Source organism: Geomonas diazotrophica, from assembly GCF_019063885.1.
Classification (GTDB): Bacteria; Desulfobacterota; Desulfuromonadia; order Geobacterales; family Geobacteraceae; genus Geomonas; species Geomonas diazotrophica.
Map to the genome: position 1 here is coordinate 3,046,124 of NZ_CP077684.1, position 23,140 is coordinate 3,069,263.

Below are 23,140 nucleotides of genomic sequence, written 5' to 3' on the forward strand. Positions count from 1 at the left end.
GAACTTCATGTGGGATCGTATAATTCACCGAACATGCCAACGGGGACAACATGAGGAAGTTGTAATCTCACACACGCTCCTTTTCGAAGCAACCTTCGCAAAAAAGCCCCCTTAGCGACCATTAGAAAAATTTTCGAATCACGGCAAGTTTCCCCTCGCCGATGCCCGGCACCCGCAGCAGTCCCTCCACCGATCCAAAAGCGCCATTTTCCTGACGGTCAGCAACGATGCGTCGGGAAAGTGCGGCTCCGATGCCTGGGAGGAGGCTCCACTCGGCCTCATCGAGCAGGTCGGGATGCAGCGGTATCTTCAGGAGCATCCGCTCCTTGGCAGTCATCTTAGTGATAGAAATCAATGCGTTGCCGTTAGCATCCTCGGTCACGCAGACCACGTCGCCGCTGGCCAGTCGTCGAGTGTCGGGTCCCCTGACACTCGACGTGCCCCCCACGCCAGGGAGCGTCATTTTAATGGCGGCGCCGGCCACGGCCCCCTCCGGCAGGCGGTAAACGCCGGGATAGCGCACCTTTCCGGTCACCCGCACGGTGATCCCCCGCCCCGTGAAATTGGAAAAGGCCGCCCCCCCGCCTTTTTCAGCGGGAGTGCGGCCTTTCATGTACAGCGAGAGGGTGAGGAGCAGGGCGAGACACCAGAGGGCGAGTCGCCGGCTCCTGGGGATCATTTCTTGGGTGCCGCCGTCTCCTCATCCTTGTGCAGCTTGAACTCGATGGCGTCGACCAGGGCCTGGTAGGAGGCCTCGATGACGTTGCTGGAGACCCCGACGGTGCCCCAGCGTGCTTCCTTGTCGCCGCTTTCGATGAGAACGCGGATGGAGGAAGCGGTCCCCTGCCCCGCCGGGAGCACGCGGACCTTGTAGTCGTGCAGCTTGACGTCCTTGAGCTTCGGGTAGAACTTCTCCAGCGCCTTTCTGAGGGCGTTGTCCAGGGCGTTTACCGGGCCGTGCCCCTCGGACGCGGTGTGTTCGATCTTCCCCCCCACCTTGACCTTGATGGTCGCCTCGGAGATGGGCTGATCGTCCTCGGTGCGTTTCTCGTCGATGACGCGGAAGCCAATCACCGAGAAGAACTTGCGGTGCGTGCCCAGAGCGCGCTTCATGAGGAGCTCGAAGGAAGCCTCCGCCCCCTCGAACTGGTAGCCGCGGTTCTCCATCGACTTGATGTCTTCCAGGATCTCGAGGGTGACCGGGTCCTTGCTGTCCAGGTTGATGTTGAACTCGGTCGCCTTGGCCAGGATGTTGGCCCGCCCGGAAAGGTCGGAGACCAGCACGCGGGTGGTGTTGCCCACCAGTTCCGGCCTCATGTGCTCGTAGGTCTCCGGGTGGCGCTGGATCGCAGAGACGTGCACCCCCCCCTTGTGGGCGAAGGCGGAGTTGCCGACGTAAGGCTGGTGCTTGTTGGGAGCGAGGTTCGCAAGCTCGTAGACGTAGCGGGAGAGTTCCCTCAGCGTCCGCATCTGCGCGTCCGAGATGCAGTCGCGCTTCATCTTCGCCTTGAGGGCCGGGATGATGGAGCAGAGGTTCGCGTTGCCGCAGCGCTCGCCGAAGCCGTTGATGGTCCCCTGTACGTGCACGATCCCCTGCTGCACCGAGATGATGGAGTTGGCCACGGCGCACTCACCGTCGTTGTGGGCGTGGATGCCGAGCGGGGTAGTGATCGATTTCTTCACCTCGTCCACGATCGCGGCGATCTCGTAGGGCATGGACCCGCCGTTGGTGTCGCATAGGATGATGCAGTCGGCACCGGCCTGCTGGGCGGCCTGCAGCGTCTTGATAGCATACTCGGGGTTGGACTTGTAGCCGTCGAAGAAGTGCTCGGCGTCGTAGAACACCTCGGGCATGTTCTTCTTGAGGAATTCCAGCGAGTCGAAGATCATCTCGAGGTTCTCTTCGAGCGGGATCCTGAGCGCCTCGTGCACCTGGAAGTCCCAGCTCTTGCCGAAGATGGTGGCGGCGTCGGCCTTGGAGTCGACCAGGGTACGCAGGTTCTGGTCCTTGTCCGGGGTGATCTTGGCGCGGCGGGTGGAGCCGAAGGCGGCGATCTTCGCCTGGGAGAGCGGCTCCTTCTTGATATCCTTGAAGAAGGCGACGTCCTTGGGGTTGGAGCCGGGCCATCCCCCCTCGATGTAGTGAATGCCGCACTCGTCCAGCTTGTGCGCGATGCGGATCTTGTCCTCGACCAGGAAAGAGATGTCCTCCGCCTGCGTTCCGTCCCTAAGCGTCGTATCGTAAAGTTTGACCAGGCTCATATCACCACCTTAAAGGCTGTTCTACGTTCTATGTTCTAGGTTCTACGTTAACTGCAAAAGCTAACCAGAACTGCCTGCAGTCAACCGCCAGTCGCTCCGTTCCACGTTCCACGCCCCACGCAACCCCCAAAGGTTTCAACGTAGGACATAGAACGTAGAACTTAGAACGTGTCCCTTATTTCCCGGCCAGCCCGAAGGCGTCGTGCAGCACGCGGACGGCGAGCTCGGTGTACTTGGCATCGACCACGACGGAGATCTTGATCTCGGAGGTGGAGATCATCTGGATGTTGATACCCTCCTTGGCGAGGGCCTGGAACATGGTGGTCGCCACGCCGGCGTGGCTCCTCATCCCGAGACCGACGATGGAGACCTTGGTGACGTTCTCGTCGGAGAGGACTTCCTTGGCGTGGATCGCCTCGGCGGTCTCCTTGGTGATGGAGAGCGCCTTCTTGAAGTCGGCCTGCGGCACGGTGAAGGTGAAGTCGGTGGAACCGGCTTCGCTCACGTTCTGGACGATCATGTCGACGGAGATGTTGGCGTCGGAAAGCGGCGACAGGATCTGGGCTGCGATCCCGGGCTTGTCCGGCACCTGCATGACGGCGATTTTCACTTCATCCTTGGCGTAGGCGATACCCGAGACGAGCACTGCTTCCATTTCTTTATCCTCCTTGGTAACCATGGTTCCGAGATTTTCGTTGAAACTCGAGCGGACGTGGACGTCCACGTTGTACTTGCTGGCGAACTCCACGGAGCGAATCTGCAGCACCTTGGCTCCGAGGCTGGCCAACTCCAGCATCTCCTCGTAGGAGATGCGCTCGATCTTCTTGGCGTCCTTGCAGATGTTGGGGTCGGTGGTGTAGACGCCGTCCACGTCGGTAAAGATCTCGCAGACGTCTGCCTTAAGCGCCGCGGCGAGGGCGACCGCCGAGGTGTCGGAGCCGCCGCGCCCCAAGGTGGTGACGCTGCCGAACTCGTCGACGCCCTGGAAACCGGCAACGATCAGGATGGTCCCTTCCTTCAGGTCGGCACGCATCTTCTTGTCGTCGATGCTCTCGATCCTGGCCTTGCTGTAGGAGGTATCGGTGAGGATGGGAACCTGGAACCCGAGGTAGGACTTCGCCTTGTACCCCATGGCTTTCAGGCACATGGCCAGCAGTGCGATGGAGACCTGCTCCCCAGCCGCAACAAGCACGTCGTATTCACGGTTGTCCGGGAACTCGCACACCTCGTTGGCAAGCGCGACCAGCTTGTTGGTTTCGCCTGCCATGGCGGAGACAACCACCACCATGTCGTTGCCGGCGTCATAGGTTTTTGCCACCCTCTTGGCGACGTTGCGAATTCGTTCGACGGACCCCATCGAGGTGCCGCCGTACTTTTGGACCACCAAAGCCATGTCAGTCCTCCTTGTACTCTACTGATTGATCCACCCGAACCGCGATCCGGGCGGTAGGAACCACTTTATTAGCACATTAGCGTGTACGGTCAAAACATTTTTTTAAGTAATCACGGCCAAGACTGCCTATTCCTTCATTTTTCCGGCCCGACCTGTTTACAGTATAAAAAAACGCCCCTTCTCATGCAGAGAGAGGGGCGTTTGGTACTTGCCGGGTCGCCATCGGGGGGAGCCGGCAACCCGCTGTTTGATATGGCGCCGGCGCTATGCCGGTCGCTGTGCCAGAAGGGCATCGGCGAGGGAACGCCCCCTCGGCCCGGCGGCCTCGAAACAGACGGAGCGCTCGTCGACCCCGGCGTGGTTGAGGGTAACGGTGAGGAGGTCGGCGGGAAGCTCATCCTCGAGGCGCTCGGCCCACTCCACGACGCAGGCGCCGTCTCCGGAGAAGTACTCCTCGAACCCCAACGCCTCAACGTCCTGCGCCCCCTCCAGCCGGTACAGGTCGAAATGGTACAGCGGGATGCGTCCCTCGTAGATGTTGAGGATGGTGTAGGTCGGGCTCGTGACCGGGGTCTCCGGGTCCACCTCCAGCCCGAGGGCGATTCCCTTGGCGAACTGGGTCTTGCCTGCCCCAAGCTCCCCCACCAGGGCGACGAAGTCCCCCGGCCGCAAAAGGCGCCCAAGCCTCGCTCCTAGTTGCACCGTCTCTTCCTGGCTCTTGGTCCGCACGCAGGACATCGGGCCGCCTAGGCTATCATGGTGCGCACCATGTCGATGCGCCCGATGATGCCGACCACGCGGCGCCCTTCCACCACGGGAACGGCCTGGACCTTCCTCTCGGTCATGATCTCGGCCACCTCGGAGACCGGCGCATCCGGCCCCACGCTGGCAACCTCCTCTGAGTAGATGTCGCGGACGGTCTGGCCGGTCATCTTCTGCAGTTCCTTCTCGAAGCGCTTGTCGCTCTCGAGGTAGATGACCCAGTCGAAGATGGAGATGACGGTCGGGATGTGCAGCGGCTTGTCCCGCTCGATCAGGTCGCTTTCCGAGACGATGCCGATCAGGAGCCCCTCGTCGTCCACGACGGGGACGCTGGAGATGCGGCGTTCGGCGAAGAGCTTGGCGAGATCCCTGACGGTGGTGTCGCGGCGCACGGTGATGACGTCTGTGGTCATGATCTCTTTTGCTTTCATCATGGTCATTCTCCCTGTTGGTTGTTCGTTGCGGTGGTTCGGGACGCGGCCAGGCTGGCAAGTGCCGCGGGGAGCTTCTCCTGCACGTCGGTGGCGCTCATCCCCTGGGTGCCGAGCCTTTCCGCCAGCAGGTCGGCGGCGTGGCCATGCACGAAGGCGCCCAGCCGGCAGGCGGTGAAGGGATGGTACCCCTGCCCCAGGAAGGCGGCGACCACCCCGGTCAGGACATCGCCCATACCGCCGCTGGCCATACCCGGATTGCCGCTGCCGTTGATGGCGATGGTTCCGTCTGGCGCGGCGATGACGCTGCGTGCCCCTTTGAGGATCAGGTGCACCCCGTACTGCATGGCGAAGGCGCGGGCGCAGCCGATGCGGTCGGCCTCCACCTCCGGTACCGAGCACCCCGCCAGGCGCGCCATCTCCCCCGGGTGCGGGGTGAGCACGGTGACGTGGTCCTTCCTGGCCAGCAGGAGTTCGGGCTTAAGCGCCACGGCGTTCAGGCCGTCTGCATCCAGCACCAGCGGCCTGGCGAGCACGGCAAGCAGCGAATGCACCAGGTAGACCGTGGAGGGGGCGGTGCCGATGCCCGGTCCCAGGGCGACCACATCGCGGGCCGCCGCGGCGGCAACGAGGGCGGCGAGGGCTCCGGCCTTCAGATGCCCGGCCTGGTCCGGCCCCATCGGGATGGTCATGGCCTCGGTCGTCTTCTGTTCCAGTATCGGGTTCAGAGCGGCGGGCACGGCGAGGGTGACGAGCCCCGCGCCGCTGCGCTGCGCGCTGTTGGCCGCCATGGCCGCGGCGCCGGTCTTCCCGGTGCTCCCGGCGACGATGAGGCAGTGGCCGCCACTTCCCTTGTGGGCGGTGGCGCAGCGGGGACGGAACAGCCCGGCAGCGCAGGCGAGGTCGACGAATTCCACCCCCTCGGCCTCGGCAACCACCGCGTCGGGCATGCCGATATCGGCCACGACCAGCCGCCCGCAGAGCCCGGCGCCCGGGTAGAGGACGTTTCCCAGCTTGGCCAGTGCGAAGGTGACCGTGATGTCGGCGCGCACCGCCCGCCCCAGCACCTTCCCGGTGGCGGCGTCGACGCCGGAAGGGATGTCGACGGAAACGACCGGTGCCCCGGCCGCGTTGATGAGATCGATGGCCTCGCCGTAGACCCCGGTGACCTCGCTGTTCATGCCGGTGCCGAGCAGCGCGTCCACGATGACCGTGGCGCCTTCAAGCAGCACCTCTTCCCCGGAAAGCCCCTGCGGCACGCTCTTCACCGTCGCGGGGTCCAGGCGCGCAAGGTTGGCAGCCGCATCCCCCGCCACCGCCTCCGGCGCAGCCAGAAGCAGCACCGGCGCCTCCCAGCCACGCTCCGACAGAAGCCTCGCGATCACGAAGCCGTCGCCGCCGTTGTTCCCCTTGCCCGCCACGATGACCGCGCGGCGCCCGGTTCCTTCCCCGAAGGCCTCCAGGATCGCGTCGGCGCAGCCGCGCCCGGCGCGCTCCATGAGCTCCACCCCCGGCACAGCAAACTCGCCGATGGCCCGGCGATCCATAAGCTGCATGACCTGCCCGCTCACGACCTTCATCTAACGCTCCAGTACCACCATCGCCACGGCGCAACCGGCGTCGTGCGACAGCGACAGAAAACAGGCGCACAGCTCCGCTTCCCGGAACAGTACTTCCGCCCGCCCGCCAAGCCTCAACGCCGGTTTCCCCAGGGAGTCGTTGACCACTTCCATGTCCTGCCAGGAAAGGCCGTCACGCAGCCCAGTCCCCAGCGCCTTCAAAAAGGCCTCCTTGGCGGCAAAGCGCAAGGCATAATGCTGGGCCGAAAACTTCTTCGTGGAGCAGTAATCTATCTCGCCGCGGGTGAAGATACGCTGAAACAGGGCGTCGTTCCCCTGTTTCAGGAACTTCTCGAAGCGAGCGATCTCCACGATGTCAACGCCGGTTCCGTAAATCAAGAAAGACTCCCCTTTTGTTGCTGGAGCTCGGCCGGATCAGTCAGATCAGGCCGCCCCCACTGATACTATACCACTCACTGGACGGAGTCGCCCGTGCCGGCACCCGGCAGCGACTCGCGCCACTCGCGCACCACGGCGTTCAGGTCCAGCGAGTAATCGGATAAAGCCTTGGCGACCGCAGACTCCATGCTGTTCCGCTCACCGAGATACTTAAGGACCTGCTGCATCGCGTACCAGCCGTAGCGGTCGACCATGAAACGGGTCATCAGGTAGCTCTGCTGGTAGGCAAGCCCCGCCTCGCTCCCCGCCATCCCCGTGAACCCCTTGGAGAGCGTGGCCACGGAGAGCAGGTGGTTGCCGCGCAGTTCGGGGACGCGCGGGGTGTACTCCCGGCGTCCCTCGATCTCGGCCAGCCCCTCGTTGAGCCAGGTGGGGACGTTGCCGCGGGTGAGCTCCACCACCAGGACGTGGGTGAACTCGTGGAAGACGATGGCGCGCAGTTGCGGGGTCAGCTTGGTGATCCCCCCGACCGGGAGGCGGATCTTGCCGTCGTAGAGCCCGCCGGACCAGTCCGGCCCGGCGGTCACGCTGCTGTAATCCTTCTTGGTGTAGAGGAGCACCGGGATGCGGCTGGTCGGAAACAGCCCGAGATCGGAGCCTACCGTGTTGTAGGCGCTCTCCAGGGCGTCCAGCACCTCCGCGGAGAGCCCCGGGGGAAGCTCGGCGTCGAAGCTCAGGTCGAACATGGAGCTGTACCCCTTGTCCATCCTGGACTCCACGGGCAGCTCGCGCTCGGCCTTCACGATCAAGCCCGCGAGCGCCTTGTTGGCGGGGTCCTGCTCCTTCGCGCGGCGCCAGAGGTCCAGGGCGCCGGGGAGGTCGCCGGTGTCGTAGCTGATCTTGCCGAGATAGACGAGCGGCTCGCTCCCCTCACCCGCCTGGAGCAGCTCGTCCCGCGCCGCCGCGTAATCCTTGTTGAGGTACAAGGCGATGCCGCGCATGAGAACGAGCTCCTTGCTGTCGGGCAAGAGCTCGCTGGCCTGCCCGAAGTTTTCCGCCGCCTGTGCGAAACGGCCCGACTGCAGGTCGCGCTTGGCGAGCTCCGTGTAGGTGAAGGCGAGCTGGCGCCGCAACCCCTCGTCGTAGGGGAATCGCGAGGTCGCCGCCTTCAGCTCTTCGAGCGCCTGGACGAAGTCCCCCTTGGTGATCAGTTGCTGCGCTTTGGTGCCATAGGTGAGAGGATCGGCGGCGAGAGCGGTGCCGGCGCAAAGAAGCAGGGCGAGAAGCAGCGCGCGGGGATCAGGCATGCGGCTGTTCCGGGACGGCCGGCTGTTCCGACCGCTTGGCCGGCGCGGGAGCCCGGAGCCCTTGGCAGGCCTCGCGGACGGAACGGGCGATACCGGCGGCGTCGAGGCCGTAGGCGGCCTTCAGGTCGGCCTGCTCCCCCTGTTCCACGAAAGAGTCCGGATAGCCAAGGCGCACCACCCGGACCCCGGTCATCTCGTACTGTTCGAGGAGTTCCAGGATGGCGGTGCCGAAGCCGCCCTGCACCACGTTGTCTTCCACCGTGATCAAGAGGCCGGTCCGGGCCAGCTCCAGGATGAGCTCGGCGTCGAGCGGCTTCACGAAGCGGGCGTTCATAACGGCGACCTCGATCCCCTCGCCGGAGAGGGCCGCCGCTGCCTCGCGTGCCGGCTCGACCATGGTGCCGACCGCGATGATGGCGCCGTCCCTGCCGTCCTTCAACCGCTCCCCTTTCCCGATGGGAAGCGGTGCGAGGAGTTGGTCCATCGGGACCCCCAGGCCGTTGCCGCGCGGGTAGCGCAGCGCCGCCGGACCTTCCAGGGAGAGGGCCGTCATCAGCATGTGCTGCAGCTCGTTCTCGTCCTTGGGGGCCATCACCGTGAGGCCGGGGAGCGCGCGCAGGTAGGAGAGGTCGAAGACGCCGTGGTGGGTGGGGCCGTCGCTGCCGACCACGCCGGCGCGGTCGATGGCGAACACCACCGGGAGTTCTTGCAGGCAGACGTCATGGCAGAGCTGGTCGAAACCGCGCTGCAGGAAGGAGGAGTAGAGGGCGACCACCGGCTTGAATCCTTCGGCGGCAAGCCCGGCGGCGAAGGTGATCGCGTGCTGCTCCGCGATCCCCACGTCGAAGAAGCGCTCGGGGAATTCCTTGGCGAACGGGGTGAGGCCGGTGCCGTCGGGCATGGCGGCGGTGATGGCGACGATGCGCTCGTCCTCCTGGGCCAGCCGTTTCACGGTCTCGCCGAAGACGCCGGTGTAGGAGGCGGCGCCCCCCTTTCCCTTGTGCACCTTCCCGGTCTTGATGTCGAACGGACCGACGCCGTGGAACAGCGACGGGTTCGCCTCGGCGGGGGGATACCCCTTCCCCTTCCTGGTCAGCACGTGGATCAGCACCGCGTCGTCGAAGCGCTTCACGTTCTCCAGCGTCTCCAGAAGTTTCGGTATGTCGTGACCGTCGATGGGGCCGATGTACTCGAAGCCGAACGCCTCGAAGAGCATCCCGGGCGTGAACAGGGTTTTGAGCGACTCCTCCGCCCGCTTGGCGATCTTCAGCACCGACTTCCCGAACATGGGGACCCCCTCCAGGAAGGCCTCCAGGTCCTTCTTGGCGCGGTGCACGTACTCGCTGGTGATGGTGCGCGAGAGGAGGTTGGAGAGGGCGCCGACGTTCTCCGAGATGGACATCTCGTTGTCGTTCAGGATCACCACCAGGTCCTTGTTAAGCTCACCCGCATGGTTCAGCCCCTCGAAGGCGAGGCCGCCGGTCATGGCGCCGTCGCCGATCACCGCCAGCACCTTGTTGCGCCCCTTTTTCAGGTCGCGCGCCACGGCGAAGCCGACCCCGGCGGAGATGGAGGTGGAGGAGTGCCCGACGTCGAAGCAGTCGTGGGCCGACTCGGCCCGCTTGGGGAAGCCGCTGATCCCCCCGCGGGTGCGCAGGGTGCCGAAGCGCTCCTTCCTGCCGGTCAAAAGCTTGTGGGCGTAGGCCTGGTGCCCGACGTCCCAGACGATCTTGTCCTTGGGGGAATCAAAGACCCGGTGCAGCGCGATGGTGAGCTCGACGACACCCAGGCTCGGGGCCACGTGTCCGCCGTTGGCGGCACAGGTCTCGATGATGCGCGCGCGCAGCTCTTCGGCGAGCGTCTCGAGCTCGCGCAGCGAGAGCGCCTTCAATTGACTCGGGTCGGTGATGCCGTCAAGGATACTGGGCATTTAAGATTTCCTTTTCACGATGTAGGAGGCGATGGCGCGCAGCGGCTCCGCCCGTTCGTCGAAGGAGGCGAGCGCGTCGAGGGCGATCTGCACCAGCTCCTGGGCGCGCGCCTTGGACGCCTCCAGACCCATCAGAGCGGGGTAGGTCGCCTTGCCGCGGGCCTGGTCGCTGCCGGCGTCCTTCCCCAGCTCCTCGGTGGTCCCCTCGACGTCGAGGATGTCGTCGGCGATCTGGAAGGCGAGGCCGATGGCGTCAGCGTAACGGGTGAGGGACTTGAACTGCTCCTCGCTCGCCCCGCCCAGGATGGTGCCGCAGCGGACCGAGGCCCGGATCAGGGCGCCGGTCTTGTGGGTGTGGATGTAGGAGAGCGTGGCGAGGTCGACGTCGTGGCGCCCCTCGCTTTCCATGTCGACCACCTGCCCGCCTACCATGCCGCGCGAGCCGGAGGCGACGGCGATCTCCTGGATCACCCTGAGCCGCGCAGCGGGGTCTCCCCCGGCGCCGTTGGAGAGCAGGATGAAGGCCTCGGTCAACAGGGCGTCGCCGGCCAGGATGGCGGTCGCCTCGCCATATACTTTATGGTTGGTGGGGTTTCCCCTGCGGAAGTCGTCGTTGTCCATGGCGGGAAGGTCGTCATGGATCAGCGAGTAGGTGTGGATCATCTCCATGGCGCAGGCCGCCGGCATGACCGCATCCGCGGAGCCGCCCACGGCCTCGCAGGCCGCCAGCATGAGCACCGGGCGAACGCGCTTGCCGCCGGCGAAAACCGAGTAGCGCATGGCGCCGTGCAGGGATGCCGGGAGCTCCTTGGCATCGGGAAGGTAGCGCTCCAGCGCCTGGTCGACCAGCTGGCACTTCTGCTTCAGGTATTCCTTAAGATCCATGCGAGATTCCCTTGTAATCGAGATCCCCCTCCCCTTGCGGGAGGGGGGGAGGCGTCCTGCTTTGAGATGCGTGGCAGCCGTGACGAACGCGGACGCGGGTGTTACTCCTCCTCTTCGAAAGGCCTGGTGGAGAGACTTCCGTCGCGCTGCTTGATGAGGAGTTCGACCCGCCGCTCGGCCTCGTTGAGCTTCTTGGAGCAGAAGGCGGAATGCTTCACCCCCTCCTCGAACGCCTTCAGGGAATCCTCCAGGGAAAGCTCCCCCCCCTCCAGCTTCTTCACGACGTCCTCGAGCTTCTTCAGTGCGGTCTCGAACTTTTCAACGGCCATGCCAACCTCGTGTCCGGTTACTGCCGCGGCGGCAGATTAGGAGCGCCGTCGCGTTTAATTATTAAAAAGTGATCGCCTATTATACCGATCGCTCTGGAGCCGTCAAGGATTCACTCTGCCCGCGGGTCTCATCCACGGTGCAAAGGGCGGAACCGGCGGCGAAGGAGAGTTCTAGCCGGTCCCCGGGGGCCAGTTGCCTAAAGGAGGTGATGACGGAGCGGCCGGGGAGCTTGCGGGCGATGCTATAGCCGCGCGACAGGGTGGCCAGGGGAGAGACCGCGTTCAAGGTTCCCGTGGCACGGCCGACGCTCTCGGCGGCGCAGGCCAGGCGCCGGGTGACGGCGTGGTCCAGGCGCAGCGTGAGCGTCGAGAGCCGCTCCGCGTTCTGCCTCAGCACCAGCGCGGGGCTCTGGCGTGCCAGGCGCGCCGACAGGGTGACAATCCGCTCCGAGGCGTCGTCGAGGATCAGCCCCGCCTCCCGCACCAGGCGGGCGTCCAGCGAGTCGACCCGCTGCGCCAGGTGACCGAGGATGCGGCTCGGGTCGGTGACGGCGCGGCTCAAGGCCGTCACCAGCGCGCGCGAGCGCTCAAGCCGGCGCAGTTGCGCGACCTGGAGCCGGTGGTTGAGCGCCTCCACCGCCGCGGTCAGCTCCTGCTTGCTCTGCACCACGAGCTCCGCCGCGGCCGAAGGCGTGGCGGCCCGCAGGTCCGCCACGAAGTCGGCGATGGTGAAGTCGATCTCGTGCCCCACCGCCGAGATGACGGGAACGGCGGACTTATGAATGGCGCGCGCCACCACCTCCTCGTTGAAGGCCCAGAGATCCTCAAGCGATCCTCCCCCGCGCCCTACGATCATGACATCCACGTTGCCCGCCCGGTTCAGGTCGGCGATGGCCGCCGCGATCTCCTGGGCCGCCCCCTCCCCCTGGACCCGGACCGGCGCGATCAGGAGTTCCACGTTGGCGAAGCGGCGGGAGAGCACGGTGAGGATGTCGCGGATGGCGGCGCCGGTGGGAGAGGTGACCACGCCGATCCTGCGGGGGAGTTTCGGGATCTCGCGCTTGTGGAGCTCCGAGAAGAGCCCCTCCTTGGCGAGACGCTCCTTCAGCTGGATGAAGGCGAGCTGGAGTCCGCCGATCCCCTGCGGTTCCATGGTGTCGACCGAGAGCTGGTACTCCCCGCGCGGCTCGAACAGGGTCATCCGGGCGCGCACGAGCACCCGCATCCCGTCGCGCGGTGTGAATTTGAGGGTGCGGAAGGCGCCGCGGAACATGACGCAGCGGATCTGTGCGCCGGGGTCCTTGAGGGTGAAGTAGCAGTGCCCCGACTGCGGGCAGGCGAGGTTGGAGATCTCCCCCTCGACCCATACCTGGTCGAAGTTCTCCTCCAACAGGCCGCGCACCAGCGCAGTCAAAGCGCTTACCGTGAGGACCCGCCGTTCCTTGAAAAGTTGCACGTACCCTCCTTGCTTGCTGATCCCCCTCTCCCCGTGGGAGAGGGTCGGGGTGAGGGCGCTGCCCATCGCATCCCCCCTCGCCCTCCGGGAGAGGGGCAGGGGTGAGGGCGCTGCCTGATGGCAAAATCGTGCCGCCGCCATCGCCCTCACCCGGCCTTCGGCCACCCTCTCCCGGAGGGCGAGGGGAAAAACTCTGCTGAGACAGGGTGAGACGACAAAGTGAAAAAGGATAGCGCGCCTGCAGTAACGCCCCTCCGCCCGGAGGGGGGAAGCCGGTGCACGACGCTGCGCGCCTCCTCCCCCTCCGGGGCGGGGAAGAAGCGGTCCATCCAAACGACATCTGCAGCCGTTTTCTAGCACGCACCCAGCGCCACTGTCAAACGGGTTGACCGTCCGGGCGTGTCGATGTTAGTATGCGCGCCATGAAAAATTACCCTTATGTAATAACCGTTTCCTCGGAAAAGGGGGGCGTCGGCAAGACGACCTTGGCGACCAACCTCGCGATCTTCCTGAAGGCCCTGGACGAAAACCTCCCGGTGTCGATCTTCTCCTTCGACAACCACTTCACCATCGACAAGATGTTTTCGATCAAGGGGCAGAAGCAGAACGGGAGCGTGGCCGATCTCCTGCTGGAGACCCGCGGGCGCGACCTATTGCACACCGGCCAGTACGGGGTGAATTACATCCCCTCCTCCACCACCCTTCCCGAGCTGCGCGGCTCGCTCAAGGGACCGATGGTGCTGGCGCGGCTCCTGGCGATGTCCGAGATCCCCGGCATCCTGATCGTCGACACCCGCCCGGACCTCGACGTGTTGACCCAGAACGCGCTCTACGCAGCGGACCGGGTGCTGGTCCCGATCAAGGACATGGCCAGCATGGACAACTGCCGCAACATCTTCGAGCTCTTCGACAAGAGGGGGCTGGACAGAAAGAGCCTGTCGCTTATCCCCTGTCTCATCGACGAGAGGATCAAGTTCGAAGGGATGTTCAAGGACCAGAAGACGCTCCTGAAGGCCTTCGCCATCAACCGCGGCTTCCGCTGCTCCGACATATTCATCTCCAAGAGCCCCAAGGTCGAGAGCCTCAACACCAACCCCGAAGGGAAGATCTACCCGATCCTCACCCACGGGCGCGGCACCGACGTCTATGGCCAGTTCGCGGCGCTGGGGCAGACCTGTCTCAACGAGTTCTACGAGACCGAAGAGCCGCGCGCCATGCTCTACGACAAGTGGCAGCACGAGGAGAACAAGAGAAAGAAAGAGGAGTACTTCGGCAGGCTGTCCGGGCTGAAGAGCCAGTGCCTGGTCTGCGGCAAGGAGTTGAGCCAGGAATCGCAGGTTTCCTACTACTGCGAGAGTTCCGACGGCGCCGCCAGCGGCTACATGGAAGCCGACTGCTTCACCGGCTTCCTGGTCTCGACCATCTTCAAGATCGAGCGCCAGTTGCCGCATGACGATCCGACCAGGCAGATGATCCACCAGACCGCGCTGGAATCGGTGTTCGTGCTGAATCCCGGGGTTGGTGACGAGGCGGGGAGCATCGACTTCCACCGTTTCGATTTGAGCGGCAGCGAGCTGTTGAAGAAGAAGTACCCCTTGGCCCGCGCGCCGGAGCGCGATGGCTTCTCCGGGATCATGTCGGAAACGCTGGCCGGGTACGAGGGGGAATTGCGGGACGCCTTCCTGATAGTTCACCCGGTGAACGGCGACAACCCCGCCTCCATCCTGGTGGACGACAAGTACCGCGAAGTGTCGAAGCTCAAGAAGAGGATCGCGGCACAGCTCTAAACACGTTCAGCCAAAACAAGTTCTACGTTCTACGTTCTATGTTCTACGTTAACAGCCCCAACCTGTAACTCAAAGGTTGGGTGAATTTTACTTTAACATCCCGAAGCTGTAACACTCCCAAGGCTGGTGGGTTTTAACATAGAACTTAGAACATAGAACGGCTTCTAGTTGGTCAGCTCCGACGCATGGACAAAGGTGATGCCGCTTTTGGCCAGTTCGGGCATATAGAGCTTCAGGGCTCGCATGGTTGCAGGGTGCGGATGACAGATTGCTATCGCCGCACCCTTTTTTCTTGCTATGGCGGCGGCCTGCGCCAACTGCTTGCCGATCGCACTCTCGTCCTGCACGTTGTCCAAAAACACCTGGCGCGCCGCACACCTCATCCCCAGCGCCTTCGCCTCCCGGTACCCGACCGAGGCCGGCGAGGTCTTGCTGTCCACGAAGAACAACCCTTTCTCCTTCAGTATCTGCAGCACGACTTTCATCTTTGCCGGATCCTGGGTGAAGCGCGATCCCATGTGGTTGTTGGCACCCACGGCGTGGGGCACCGTGGCGAAATAGCTCTTGATCCGCCCGGCGATCTCCGCATCGTCCATGGCGACCAAAACGCCTACCGACTCCATCTTCTGCTTGGGATACCCCTCGGGCTCCATCGGCATGTGCACCATCACCTCGGCGCCCGCGGCATGCGCGCCCTCGGCCACCTGCCTGGCGTGGGCGAGGCTCGGGATGACCGAGTAGGTAAGCGGCTGCCCGATCGACTGCAGCGTCTTCAGCTCCTGCATGCTGGTTCCCATGTCATCGATGATGATGGCGAGACGCCCGGGACCAGCGGCCTTGGGGAGTGCGGCCGGATGCGGTTTGGCTGCCGGCGCCTGCGCGGTGGAAAGTTTCTGCTGCACCGGGGCCGGCCGCTCCGGGATCGGCTGATGCTTCGACGCGCTGACCGCGGGCTTTGCGGGAGGTTGAGGCGGCGGAGAGGGCTTTTTAAAGTGCTCCAGCAGGAAAAAAGCCGCGGCTATGAGTATCGCGACTATCAAAAGCGCCATGAGCGGCTTGCGCCCGCCGCCCGGTGCAGGTTTACGTCTGTTTACCGCCTTACCCTTCTTTGCCACACACACCTCCGCTGGGACGTGCACAGCAACAAGGAGTTGCGGAGCCCGCCCCGGGACATCATTTTAATGTGAGATAGCATGAGGCACGGTGCCATTGCAAATGATTTGCAAAGGGAGACTCGAGAAAGGAAAAGGCAAACATTAAAGATATTGATAAAACGGAGGCGACTAAGGTATAAACACCGAAGACAGTTACGGAGGAATCTATGTTGGTGGAGTGGCGAGACGACCTGAACATCGGGATGCTGGAAATCGATATCCAGCACAAGCTTCTTTTCGACAAGTTCAACGCGTTCGTCAGCGCCTACCAGTCCAACCAGGACCAGGACGAGATCATGCGCATGTTCTGGTTCCTCGAAGCCTACGCCGTCACCCACTTCAAGGAAGAGGAAAAGCTGATGCAGCAGGTCCGGTACCCGGACTTCGTGGGGCACCGTGAAAAGCACCTCGCCTTCATCGACCAGATCAACCGGCTGAAAGAGCGCCTGAAGGTGGAGGGGATCACGCAAAACATGGTCAGCACCATGACCGGCTTCATCACCAGTTGGCTCATCGAGCACATCTCCACCATGGACCGCGCCATCGGCCGCTTCGTCAACAATTCCCCCCTCACCCCCCTGCCCTGATCGTCGCCCCCTCCCCGCACGACCTCTCACTTTTTGATCTGGATCATACTCTGAATTGCATATAGTGTTACCATGGGTCTCAAGGGGGCACGCAAACGCCCCGCAACGTCTGTCTGAACCGGCCGCTCTTCCATCAAGAGCGCCAAGGGAGCGACACCATGGAAAAAACAAATCAGGAACCGGCTGCAGCAACCAACACTGAAACCGTAGGCTCGGTGGTCGCCAGGGATTTTCGCGCCGCCGAAGTCTTTGAAAAATACGGCATCGACTTCTGCTGCGGTGGCAACATGCCGCTGGCACAGGCCTGCCGGGAAAAAGGGATCGACCTCGCGGCGCTGCTGCGCGACCTGGAGCAGGTAGCGGCCCGCCCGCTGGAGCGCAGCCAGAACTACGACGCCTGGGAGCTTCCCTTCCTGGCCGACTACATCGTCAACGCACACCACAGCTACTTGAAGGAAAACATCCCCACCATCGAGGCCTACGCCAACAAGATCGCGCAGGTACACGGACCCAACCACCCCGAGGTGGTGCAGATCGCGGGGATCTTCGCCAAGGTCGCAGCCGACATGGCGCAACACTTGAAAAGCGAAGAGGAACAACTCTTTCCGGCCATCAGGAAGCTGACCGAACTGAAGAAGGAGGGGGCCGCACCGGACCCGGAAGAGATCAAGAGGCTGAAGGCGGTCCTGGCGGAACTGGGACACGAGCATGACGAGGTAGGGGCCGCGGTGCACGAGATCCGCCGGCTGTCCAAGAACTACTCGGTCCCCGGCGACGCCTGCAATACCTTCACGGTCACCTACCAGAAGCTGGAGGAGTTCGAGGACGACCTGCACAAGCACGTCCATTTGGAGAACAACATACTGTTCCCCAAAGCAGGCAAGCTGTAAGCCCCCCTACCGGCCCCCTCTCCCCTTGCGGGAGGGGAAACCCAAAACAAATAACAAGGAGCAGCGATGACCCTCATAGTAGCAATGTTCGCTTTATCGTGGCTGGCGCTGGCAGCCCTTTCTCTTTGCCCCCTGAGGCAGCGCAAAGATTAGCAGGCCGCCGCCACCCCCACATTAGCCCCTCCGCCCAAACCGCCACCGTATCGCAAGGCCCCGAAAAAGGATCCCTACAATCCTTTCGGGGCCTTATTTGTACCGCCGGGTTGACATCCGTCCTCCTCACGGTATCCTTCCTGCTGTCAATCATTAGAACAATCTAACCATATCATCAACCACGGCAAAAGGAGGGCGGTATGACCGGAAAAACAGCCCGGCTGATCTTCTGGGTGGGAACCCTCACCTCGGCAGCGATTTTCCTCTGGCAAACCTATGACTTCCACATGCAGACCCCCAAGTTCACCCACACGGACAAGCTCACCGAACAGGTAGTTGCCGGCAAGAAGGTCTGGCACAAGTACAACTGCAACGACTGCCACACCATCCTCGGCTTCGGCGGCTACTACGCGCCGGACATGACCAAGGCCTTCTACCGGCTGGGGGAAAACAACATCGCCTCAATCGTGCAGCACCCGGAAGTGATGTACAAAAACTCCTTCCGGAAGATGCCCCACCTTGGCGTCAGCGAGACGGAAACCACGCAGTTGGTCACCTTCCTGCGCTGGGTCGGCGAGATCGAGAACCGGCACTGGCCCCCGCAGGACGAGAAGTTCGTGGAGGCATACAAGCTGCGCGAGTCCCAGCCGCAAAAGCTCGACAAGGTGCATTTGGTCCTGCAGGCCTGCGGCGGCTGCCACACCTTCGAGAACCAGGGACGCAATGTGGGCGGAGACCTCACCGCCATCGCCAACCGCATCACCTACGACCGGCAAACCCTCATCAACTACATGATCAACCCGCAGTCGGTGCGCCCCGGTGTGACCATGCCGCCGCAGGATGTCAGCCCGCAGACCGCCGGGATCATCGCCGATTTCGTGCTGAGCCTTAAGTCGAACAAGGAGGTGAGCAAATGATGCTGATCGAATACCAAAGCCAGCGGGTGTCGCTGTGGTACTTCCGTCTCGCCCTGGTTCTTTTCATACTGCAGGTGATCATAGGGCTGTGGCTCTCCATCAACTACGCCTTCACTCTGCCGCAGGAACTGGTCAACGTCTTCCCCTTCTCCACCGCCCGCGAGATCCACACCAACACGCTGGTGGCCTGGATGCTCTTGGGGTTCATGGGAGGAACCTATTATATCCTCCCCCCGGAGTGCGGCCGTGAGCTCTACAGCCCGAAGATCGCCTACGCCCAGCTCATCATCTTCGTCGCCGCCGCGGTCACCGCGGTCGTCGGCTTCCTGTTCGGCTGGACCCGCGGCAAGCCGCTTTTGGAGATCCCCTTTCCACTCAACGCCCTGATCGTGGTTGCAGCGCTTCTCTTCATCGCCAACGTCGCCATGACCATCATCCAGTCCAAGGAGAAATCGGCCCTGCAGTGGATGCTGCTGGGGGGCGTCACCTTCCTTGCGGTCATGTATCTCTTCGGGATGCCCTTCTACAAGAACCTGAACACGGATTACTACTATTGGTGGTGGGTGATTCATCTCTGGGTGGAGGGGGCCTGGGAGGTGGTGACGGCGTCCATCGTCGCCTACATCATCATGAGGGTGACCGGGGTGGACCGCAAGGTGGTGGAGAAATGGCTCTACGTGGAGACCGGGCTCTTCCTCTTCACCGGCATCGTCGGCACCGGCCATCACTACTACTGGATCGGCGCCCCCGACTACTGGCTCTGGTGGGGGGGCGTGTTCAGCGCACTCGAACCGCTCCCCATCGTGCTCATGGTGGTGGACACCTGGATGCACGTGCGCGAGCGCAAAAACCCCATCGTGAACCCGCTCACCTGGTACTACATCGTCGGGCTCGCCATCTATCACCTGGTCGGCGCCGGGCTTTGGGGCTTCATGCACACGCTGCCGCCGATCAACTACTACACCCACGGCAGCCAGATCACCGTCTCTCACGGTCACTTAGCCTTCTTCGGCGCCTACGCCCTGCTGAACCTCACCATCTTCTACTTCGCCATGCCGCGGCTGAAGGGGATCAACAAGTACAATGACCGGCTGGGCAGGTGGGGCTTCTGGATCATGACCATCGCCATGTTCCTCCTGGGGCTCGTCTTCGGAATCGCGGGGATCCTGCAGACCTACCTGGAGCGGTTCCTGGACATCGGTTACAGCACCGCGCACCTCACCATGATGTTCTGGTTCCGGGTCGCCTTCGGCGTGGGTCTCGTCTTCCTCGCCGGCGTCATCATCACCGTGTACCATCTCTTCACCATCAAGCAGTCCAACCTCCCCGCGCCCGAACCGGTGGTAACGCCGGCCGCAAACATCTGACCCCAGGCGAAATAAAGAAGGGACCATACACCTTTGTATGGTCCCTTCCCTGACATCCGTCTGCCCTATGGCACCAGCCTGAACTGCTGCTTAGGCTGGCGTCATTTGATCACCCTGATCACGTCCCCCCCTCGAAGGCAACCTCTCCCACCCAAATAATAGAAAAGCCCGCCGAAATGATGGACCTCGCATTGCAAGTCCAGCATCAATTTCTCTTCGAGCGCACGGATTGAATCGGTAGCGTTGGCGATTTATCGCCGACGCCAAAGATTGAATCACCAGCGCGGGCAATTTATCGTCGACGCCGAAGATTGAATCGGCAGCGCGGGCGATTTATCGCCGACGCCGAAGATTGAATCGGCAGCGCGGACAATTTATCGCCGGGGCCGGAGGTTGAACGCGTTGATTATTATTAAACAGGTGTGGTGTAGCTTGGGAGTGAGTGCTACGCATCGCGGGAATTTACTCGATGGACCCGAATTACAGGATGAAAAAAAGGCGCCAGGTCTGCCCGGACCTGGCGCTAAAGGAGCTACATCTGCTCTGGTGCTGCGTGCTGCTACTGCAGGGACCGGCTAAGGCCGGTCCCCTTAGATTATTGTCCGAGGCCCGCTATTACTGCCCGAGGCTCGCCTTGAGGTCCGCGTCAACGCTGCCGATCTGGCCGATGTTGAAGTTGTCGACCAGGAACTGCAACACGTTGGGCGACAGGTAGGCGGGAAGCGCGGGTCCCAGCTTGATGTTCTTGACGCCGAGGAAGAGCAGGGACAGCAGGATGACGTGGGCCTTCTGCTCGTACCAGGAGAGGATGAAGGAAAGCGGCAGGTCGTTCAGCCCGCAGTTGAAGGCACCGGCCAAGGCCGAGGCGATCTGCACCGCGGAATAGGCGTCGTTGCACTGCCCCACGTCCAGAAGACGCGGGATGCCGCCGATGTCGCCGAACTCCAGCTTGTTGAAGCGGTACTTGCCGCAGGCGAGGGTCAGGATGACGCAGTCCTTGGGCACCTTCTCGGCGAACTCGGTGTAGTAGTTACGCCCGCTCTTCGCGCCGTCGCAGCCGCCGATCAGGAAGAAGTGCTTGACCGCACCCGCCTTCACCGCCTCGATCACCTTGTCCGCCACACCGAGCACCGCGTTGTGACCGAAGCCGGTCAGGATCTCCTGCCCCGGTGCGTCGGGGAGGTCCGGGCACTCCAGGGCCTTGTTGATCACCTCGTCGAACTTCCAGCCGGTGAGGTGCTTGGCGCCGGGCCAGCCCACTTCGCCCCAGGTGAACAACCGGTCCTTGTAGCTCTCCGCCGGGCGCTGGATGCAGTTGGTATTGAAGATGATGGCGCCGGGGAAGTTCGGGAACTCCTTGGCCTGGTCCTGCCACGCGCCGCCGAAGTTGCCGTAGAGGTGCGGGTACTTCTTGAGCCCCGGGTAGCCGTGAGCCGGGAGCATCTCGCCGTGGGTGTAGACGTCGATCCCCTTCCCTTCGGTCTGCTTCAAGAGCTCTTCGAGCATGCGCAGGTCGTGACCGGAAACCAGGATCCCCTTGTTCTTGCGGGTGCCGAGCTGGACCTTGGTCGGGACCGGATGCCCGTAGTGCTCCACGTGCCCGGTGTTGAGCATCTCCATGACCTTGATGTTCAACTTGCCGCACTCCATGGCGATCCCCACGAAGTCCATGAGCCCCTTGGTGGTGTCGGTGGTGGCGGCGAGCGCCTTGTGGAAGAAGGCGAAGACCTCCTCGTCGGTCTTGCCCAGGATGATGGCGTGTTCCGCGTAGGCCGCCATCCCCTTCAGGCCGTAGATGATGATCTCGATGGCGGAAAGGATGTCGGGGTCGCTGTGCTGGCTCTTCACCCCGTGGGCCTGTCCCTGTGCGACCAGCCCTTCCAGGTTGTCGGCGATCACCCAGGCGGCAGGGCCGTCAGTGATGGCGGGGGCCTCCGCGCCGTTCTTCTCGCGGTAGGCGCTCTCGTACATCGCCTTCACCTGCTCCTTGAGGTCGTAGCACTTCCTCAGTTTGCCCGCCAACTGCACCGGATCGAAGTCCACGTTGGTCACGGTGGTGAAAAGGCCCTCGATAAGGAACATGTCCGCGACGGTGTTGCGCGCGTCCAGCTCCCTTGCCTTGTCAGCGTAAATGGCCAGCCCCTTGAGACCGTACATCATAAGATCCAGCAAGGCGGCGACCTCAGGATTCTTGCCGCATACCCCTACTACCTCGCACCCGGTTCCCTTGGCGGCCTGCTCACATTGGCGGCAAAACATCGACATATGGATTCCCCCTTTTCTATTGAAGTCACTAGGAAATTTCGAAAACTGATTTACTATATCTGGAATGTTTTCCATTTCAACAACGGCCGGCCCGAAATTCGAATTAAATCGAGCTAACAGGCAAGGCAGACTTTCTCTGAGCCGGAAGGAAGAGCGGGCATGGCAGGGTAAGACCTGTCGGTGCCACAGGAGTTAACAGATGGGAAAGGACAGCAAGACCCTATGCAAGTGGGACAAGGACGAGATAAAGGACAACCTGAAGGAACTTAAGAAGATCGTCGCCGAACCGCGCTACGTCTGCAAGAAATGCGGCCGCGCGGCCAAGAAAGAGGAACACCTCTGCAAGCCCGAAGCGCTGGACAAGAAGGATGGCTAGGAGGGGCCCTTCGCCTCCCCGGGGGCGGGACCTTCGTTGAGCCACTTCATCATGACGCTGCTCACCGGGTTGCGCCTGCGGAATTCGTTGCGCACGAAGTCCATGAGCCGGTTTAACAGGTCCTCGAACTGCGCCCACTCCTTCTTCAGGTCTTCGACGGCGAGGGCATTCTGCGGCTCCCTCTGCACCCGGCGCAGCAGTTCCTCCAGGCGCTCCTGGGCCGTCTTCTGCTGGGTCAGGAGGTCCTTCCCCGTCCTGGTGAACTCTTCCGACAAAAAGAGGCTCTGCTTCTGAAAGATCTCGGAGAAGCTCTCGCCGGTCCCCCTTATCGTCCTCAGCTGTTTCTCCGCCTGAGCCCGCTCACCCTGCCCTATCGAGGCCAGGAATTCCCTCCCCAACCGCAACTGGTCGATCAGGGCGGCGTAGAGTCTCGCCAGGGCGTCGGATTTATTCTCCTGCTGGACGATCTGTTCGCAAAGCCCCTCCCGGAACAGCTTCAGGGCCCGTTCCGCCTCTCCCTGCATGCGCACCCTGAAATCATGGCAACTCTGCTGGGTTACCTGCCTTATGAAAAAATTGACGGCCCAGTAGGTCGCCCCTATCCAGATGACGAGCAGCGTAGCCCCCGCCGCACAGTAGTAGATCAGTTCGCTGGTACTCATACGACTCCTCCGGGCCGGATATCGCCCCCGATGAAGCGACATCACGATGAACAAGGCTAAGGGATAAACCGATTCAATGAAAGCGGGTAACCGCGTTACTTTGCGTATCGGCAAACCTGCACCTTTCTCCAGCTAAAAGAGCCGTGAAAAATGAAGCCGTATACAGGTGCATCGCTTGCTAAACCGAGATTACAACCTAAACTAACACTTTGTTATTGCTGGATCATTGGACGTTACTTTTGGGAAAAGGCTTTACCGCCGGACAAAGT

Annotated in this window: 21 protein-coding genes; 6 read left to right on the top strand and 15 right to left on the bottom strand. The window is 62.7% G+C overall.

From position 1 onward, the window contains the following. Positions 1–121 precede the first annotated feature (121 nt). From KP003_RS13260 to xseA, 12 genes are all read right to left on the bottom strand, one after another. Positions 122–679, bottom strand: a complete 558-nt coding sequence (locus KP003_RS13260; protein ID WP_217299669.1) for a ComEA family DNA-binding protein — start codon at positions 677–679, stop codon at positions 122–124. Continuing rightward, positions 676–2,262, bottom strand: coding sequence for a citramalate synthase (cimA, locus tag KP003_RS13265; protein ID WP_217299670.1), 1,587 nt, complete (start codon positions 2,260–2,262; stop codon positions 676–678). Before cimA ends, KP003_RS13260 begins: the two co-directional genes overlap by 4 nt. Positions 2,263–2,437: 175 nt before the next feature. Beyond that, positions 2,438–3,655, bottom strand: a complete 1,218-nt coding sequence (locus tag KP003_RS13270; RefSeq protein WP_216499469.1) for an aspartate kinase — start codon at positions 3,653–3,655, stop codon at positions 2,438–2,440. 264 nt (positions 3,656–3,919) lie between these two features. Next, complete coding sequence (gene tsaE, locus KP003_RS13275) at positions 3,920–4,393, bottom strand: tRNA (adenosine(37)-N6)-threonylcarbamoyltransferase complex ATPase subunit type 1 TsaE (protein ID WP_217299671.1); 474 nt, start codon at positions 4,391–4,393, stop codon at positions 3,920–3,922. An 8-nt stretch (positions 4,394–4,401) separates the two neighbouring features. Next, positions 4,402–4,851: a CBS domain-containing protein gene (locus KP003_RS13280; protein ID WP_216499471.1), complete on the bottom strand. Its 450-nt coding sequence runs from the start codon at positions 4,849–4,851 to the stop codon at positions 4,402–4,404. Between the two features lie 2 nt (positions 4,852–4,853). Beyond that, on the bottom strand, positions 4,854–6,428 hold the full coding sequence (locus KP003_RS13285; protein WP_216499472.1) for an NAD(P)H-hydrate dehydratase: 1,575 nt from the start codon (positions 6,426–6,428) through the stop codon (positions 4,854–4,856). Next, positions 6,429–6,806 (bottom strand): holo-[acyl-carrier-protein] synthase, encoded by a 378-nt coding sequence (locus tag KP003_RS13290; protein WP_216499473.1) that lies wholly within the window; start codon positions 6,804–6,806, stop codon positions 6,429–6,431. It lies immediately after the preceding gene. A 74-nt stretch (positions 6,807–6,880) separates the two neighbouring features. Next, positions 6,881–8,113 (bottom strand): peptidase MA family metallohydrolase, encoded by a 1,233-nt coding sequence (locus KP003_RS13295; RefSeq protein WP_217299672.1) that lies wholly within the window; start codon positions 8,111–8,113, stop codon positions 6,881–6,883. Then, positions 8,106–10,043 (bottom strand): 1-deoxy-D-xylulose-5-phosphate synthase, encoded by a 1,938-nt coding sequence (gene dxs / locus KP003_RS13300; protein WP_217299673.1) that lies wholly within the window; start codon positions 10,041–10,043, stop codon positions 8,106–8,108. The genes KP003_RS13295 and dxs overlap by 8 nt, the downstream gene beginning before the upstream one ends. Beyond that, positions 10,044–10,928, bottom strand: coding sequence for a polyprenyl synthetase family protein (locus KP003_RS13305; protein ID WP_216499476.1), 885 nt, complete (start codon positions 10,926–10,928; stop codon positions 10,044–10,046). It abuts the gene before it with no gap. 101 nt (positions 10,929–11,029) lie between these two features. Beyond that, positions 11,030–11,257, bottom strand: a complete 228-nt coding sequence (locus tag KP003_RS13310) for an exodeoxyribonuclease VII small subunit (RefSeq protein WP_216499477.1) — start codon at positions 11,255–11,257, stop codon at positions 11,030–11,032. A gap of 79 nt (positions 11,258–11,336) precedes the next feature. Then, positions 11,337–12,713 (bottom strand): exodeoxyribonuclease VII large subunit, encoded by a 1,377-nt coding sequence (gene xseA, locus KP003_RS13315; protein ID WP_216499555.1) that lies wholly within the window; start codon positions 12,711–12,713, stop codon positions 11,337–11,339. Positions 12,714–13,126: 413 nt separating this feature from the next. On the opposite strand from xseA, the gene KP003_RS13320 reads away from it, so the two are divergent. Then, a complete protein-coding gene (locus KP003_RS13320) occupies positions 13,127–14,500 on the top strand; it encodes a ParA family protein (RefSeq protein WP_216499478.1) in 1,374 nt (457 codons plus the stop codon). A 164-nt stretch (positions 14,501–14,664) separates the two neighbouring features. On the opposite strand, the gene KP003_RS13325 is transcribed toward KP003_RS13320, so the two are convergent. Next, positions 14,665–15,615 carry a divergent polysaccharide deacetylase family protein gene (locus KP003_RS13325; RefSeq protein WP_216499479.1) on the bottom strand — a complete coding sequence of 317 codons (951 nt, stop codon included), beginning with the start codon at positions 15,613–15,615 and terminating at the stop codon, positions 14,665–14,667. 206 nt (positions 15,616–15,821) lie between these two features. Between KP003_RS13325 and KP003_RS13330 the strand changes: the two genes are divergently transcribed. From KP003_RS13330 to KP003_RS13345, 4 genes are all read left to right on the top strand, one after another. Beyond that, entirely contained in the window at positions 15,822–16,241 is a 420-nt protein-coding gene (locus KP003_RS13330) for a bacteriohemerythrin (RefSeq protein WP_216499480.1), read from the top strand. Between the two features lie 158 nt (positions 16,242–16,399). Then, a complete protein-coding gene (gene ric / locus KP003_RS13335; protein WP_216499481.1) occupies positions 16,400–17,131 on the top strand; it encodes an iron-sulfur cluster repair di-iron protein in 732 nt (243 codons plus the stop codon). A gap of 353 nt (positions 17,132–17,484) precedes the next feature. Next, positions 17,485–18,201: a c-type cytochrome gene (locus tag KP003_RS13340; protein WP_216499482.1), complete on the top strand. Its 717-nt coding sequence runs from the start codon at positions 17,485–17,487 to the stop codon at positions 18,199–18,201. Continuing rightward, a complete protein-coding gene (locus KP003_RS13345) occupies positions 18,198–19,568 on the top strand; it encodes a cbb3-type cytochrome c oxidase subunit I (protein WP_216499483.1) in 1,371 nt (456 codons plus the stop codon). The genes KP003_RS13340 and KP003_RS13345 overlap by 4 nt, the downstream gene beginning before the upstream one ends. Before the next feature lie 615 nt (positions 19,569–20,183). Here KP003_RS13345 and hcp read toward each other — a convergent pair. Then, the gene (gene hcp / locus KP003_RS13350; protein WP_216499484.1) at positions 20,184–21,833 is read right to left on the bottom strand and encodes a hydroxylamine reductase; all 1,650 of its coding nucleotides are present in this window, start codon (positions 21,831–21,833) and stop codon (positions 20,184–20,186) included. A 199-nt stretch (positions 21,834–22,032) separates the two neighbouring features. On the opposite strand from hcp, the gene KP003_RS13355 reads away from it, so the two are divergent. Continuing rightward, positions 22,033–22,209, top strand: a complete 177-nt coding sequence (locus KP003_RS13355; protein ID WP_216499485.1) for a hypothetical protein — start codon at positions 22,033–22,035, stop codon at positions 22,207–22,209. Here the strand turns inward: KP003_RS13355 and KP003_RS13360 are convergent. After that, a complete protein-coding gene (locus tag KP003_RS13360) occupies positions 22,206–22,871 on the bottom strand; it encodes a hypothetical protein (protein WP_216499486.1) in 666 nt (221 codons plus the stop codon). The genes KP003_RS13355 and KP003_RS13360 overlap by 4 nt on opposite strands. Positions 22,872–23,140 lie beyond the last annotated feature (269 nt).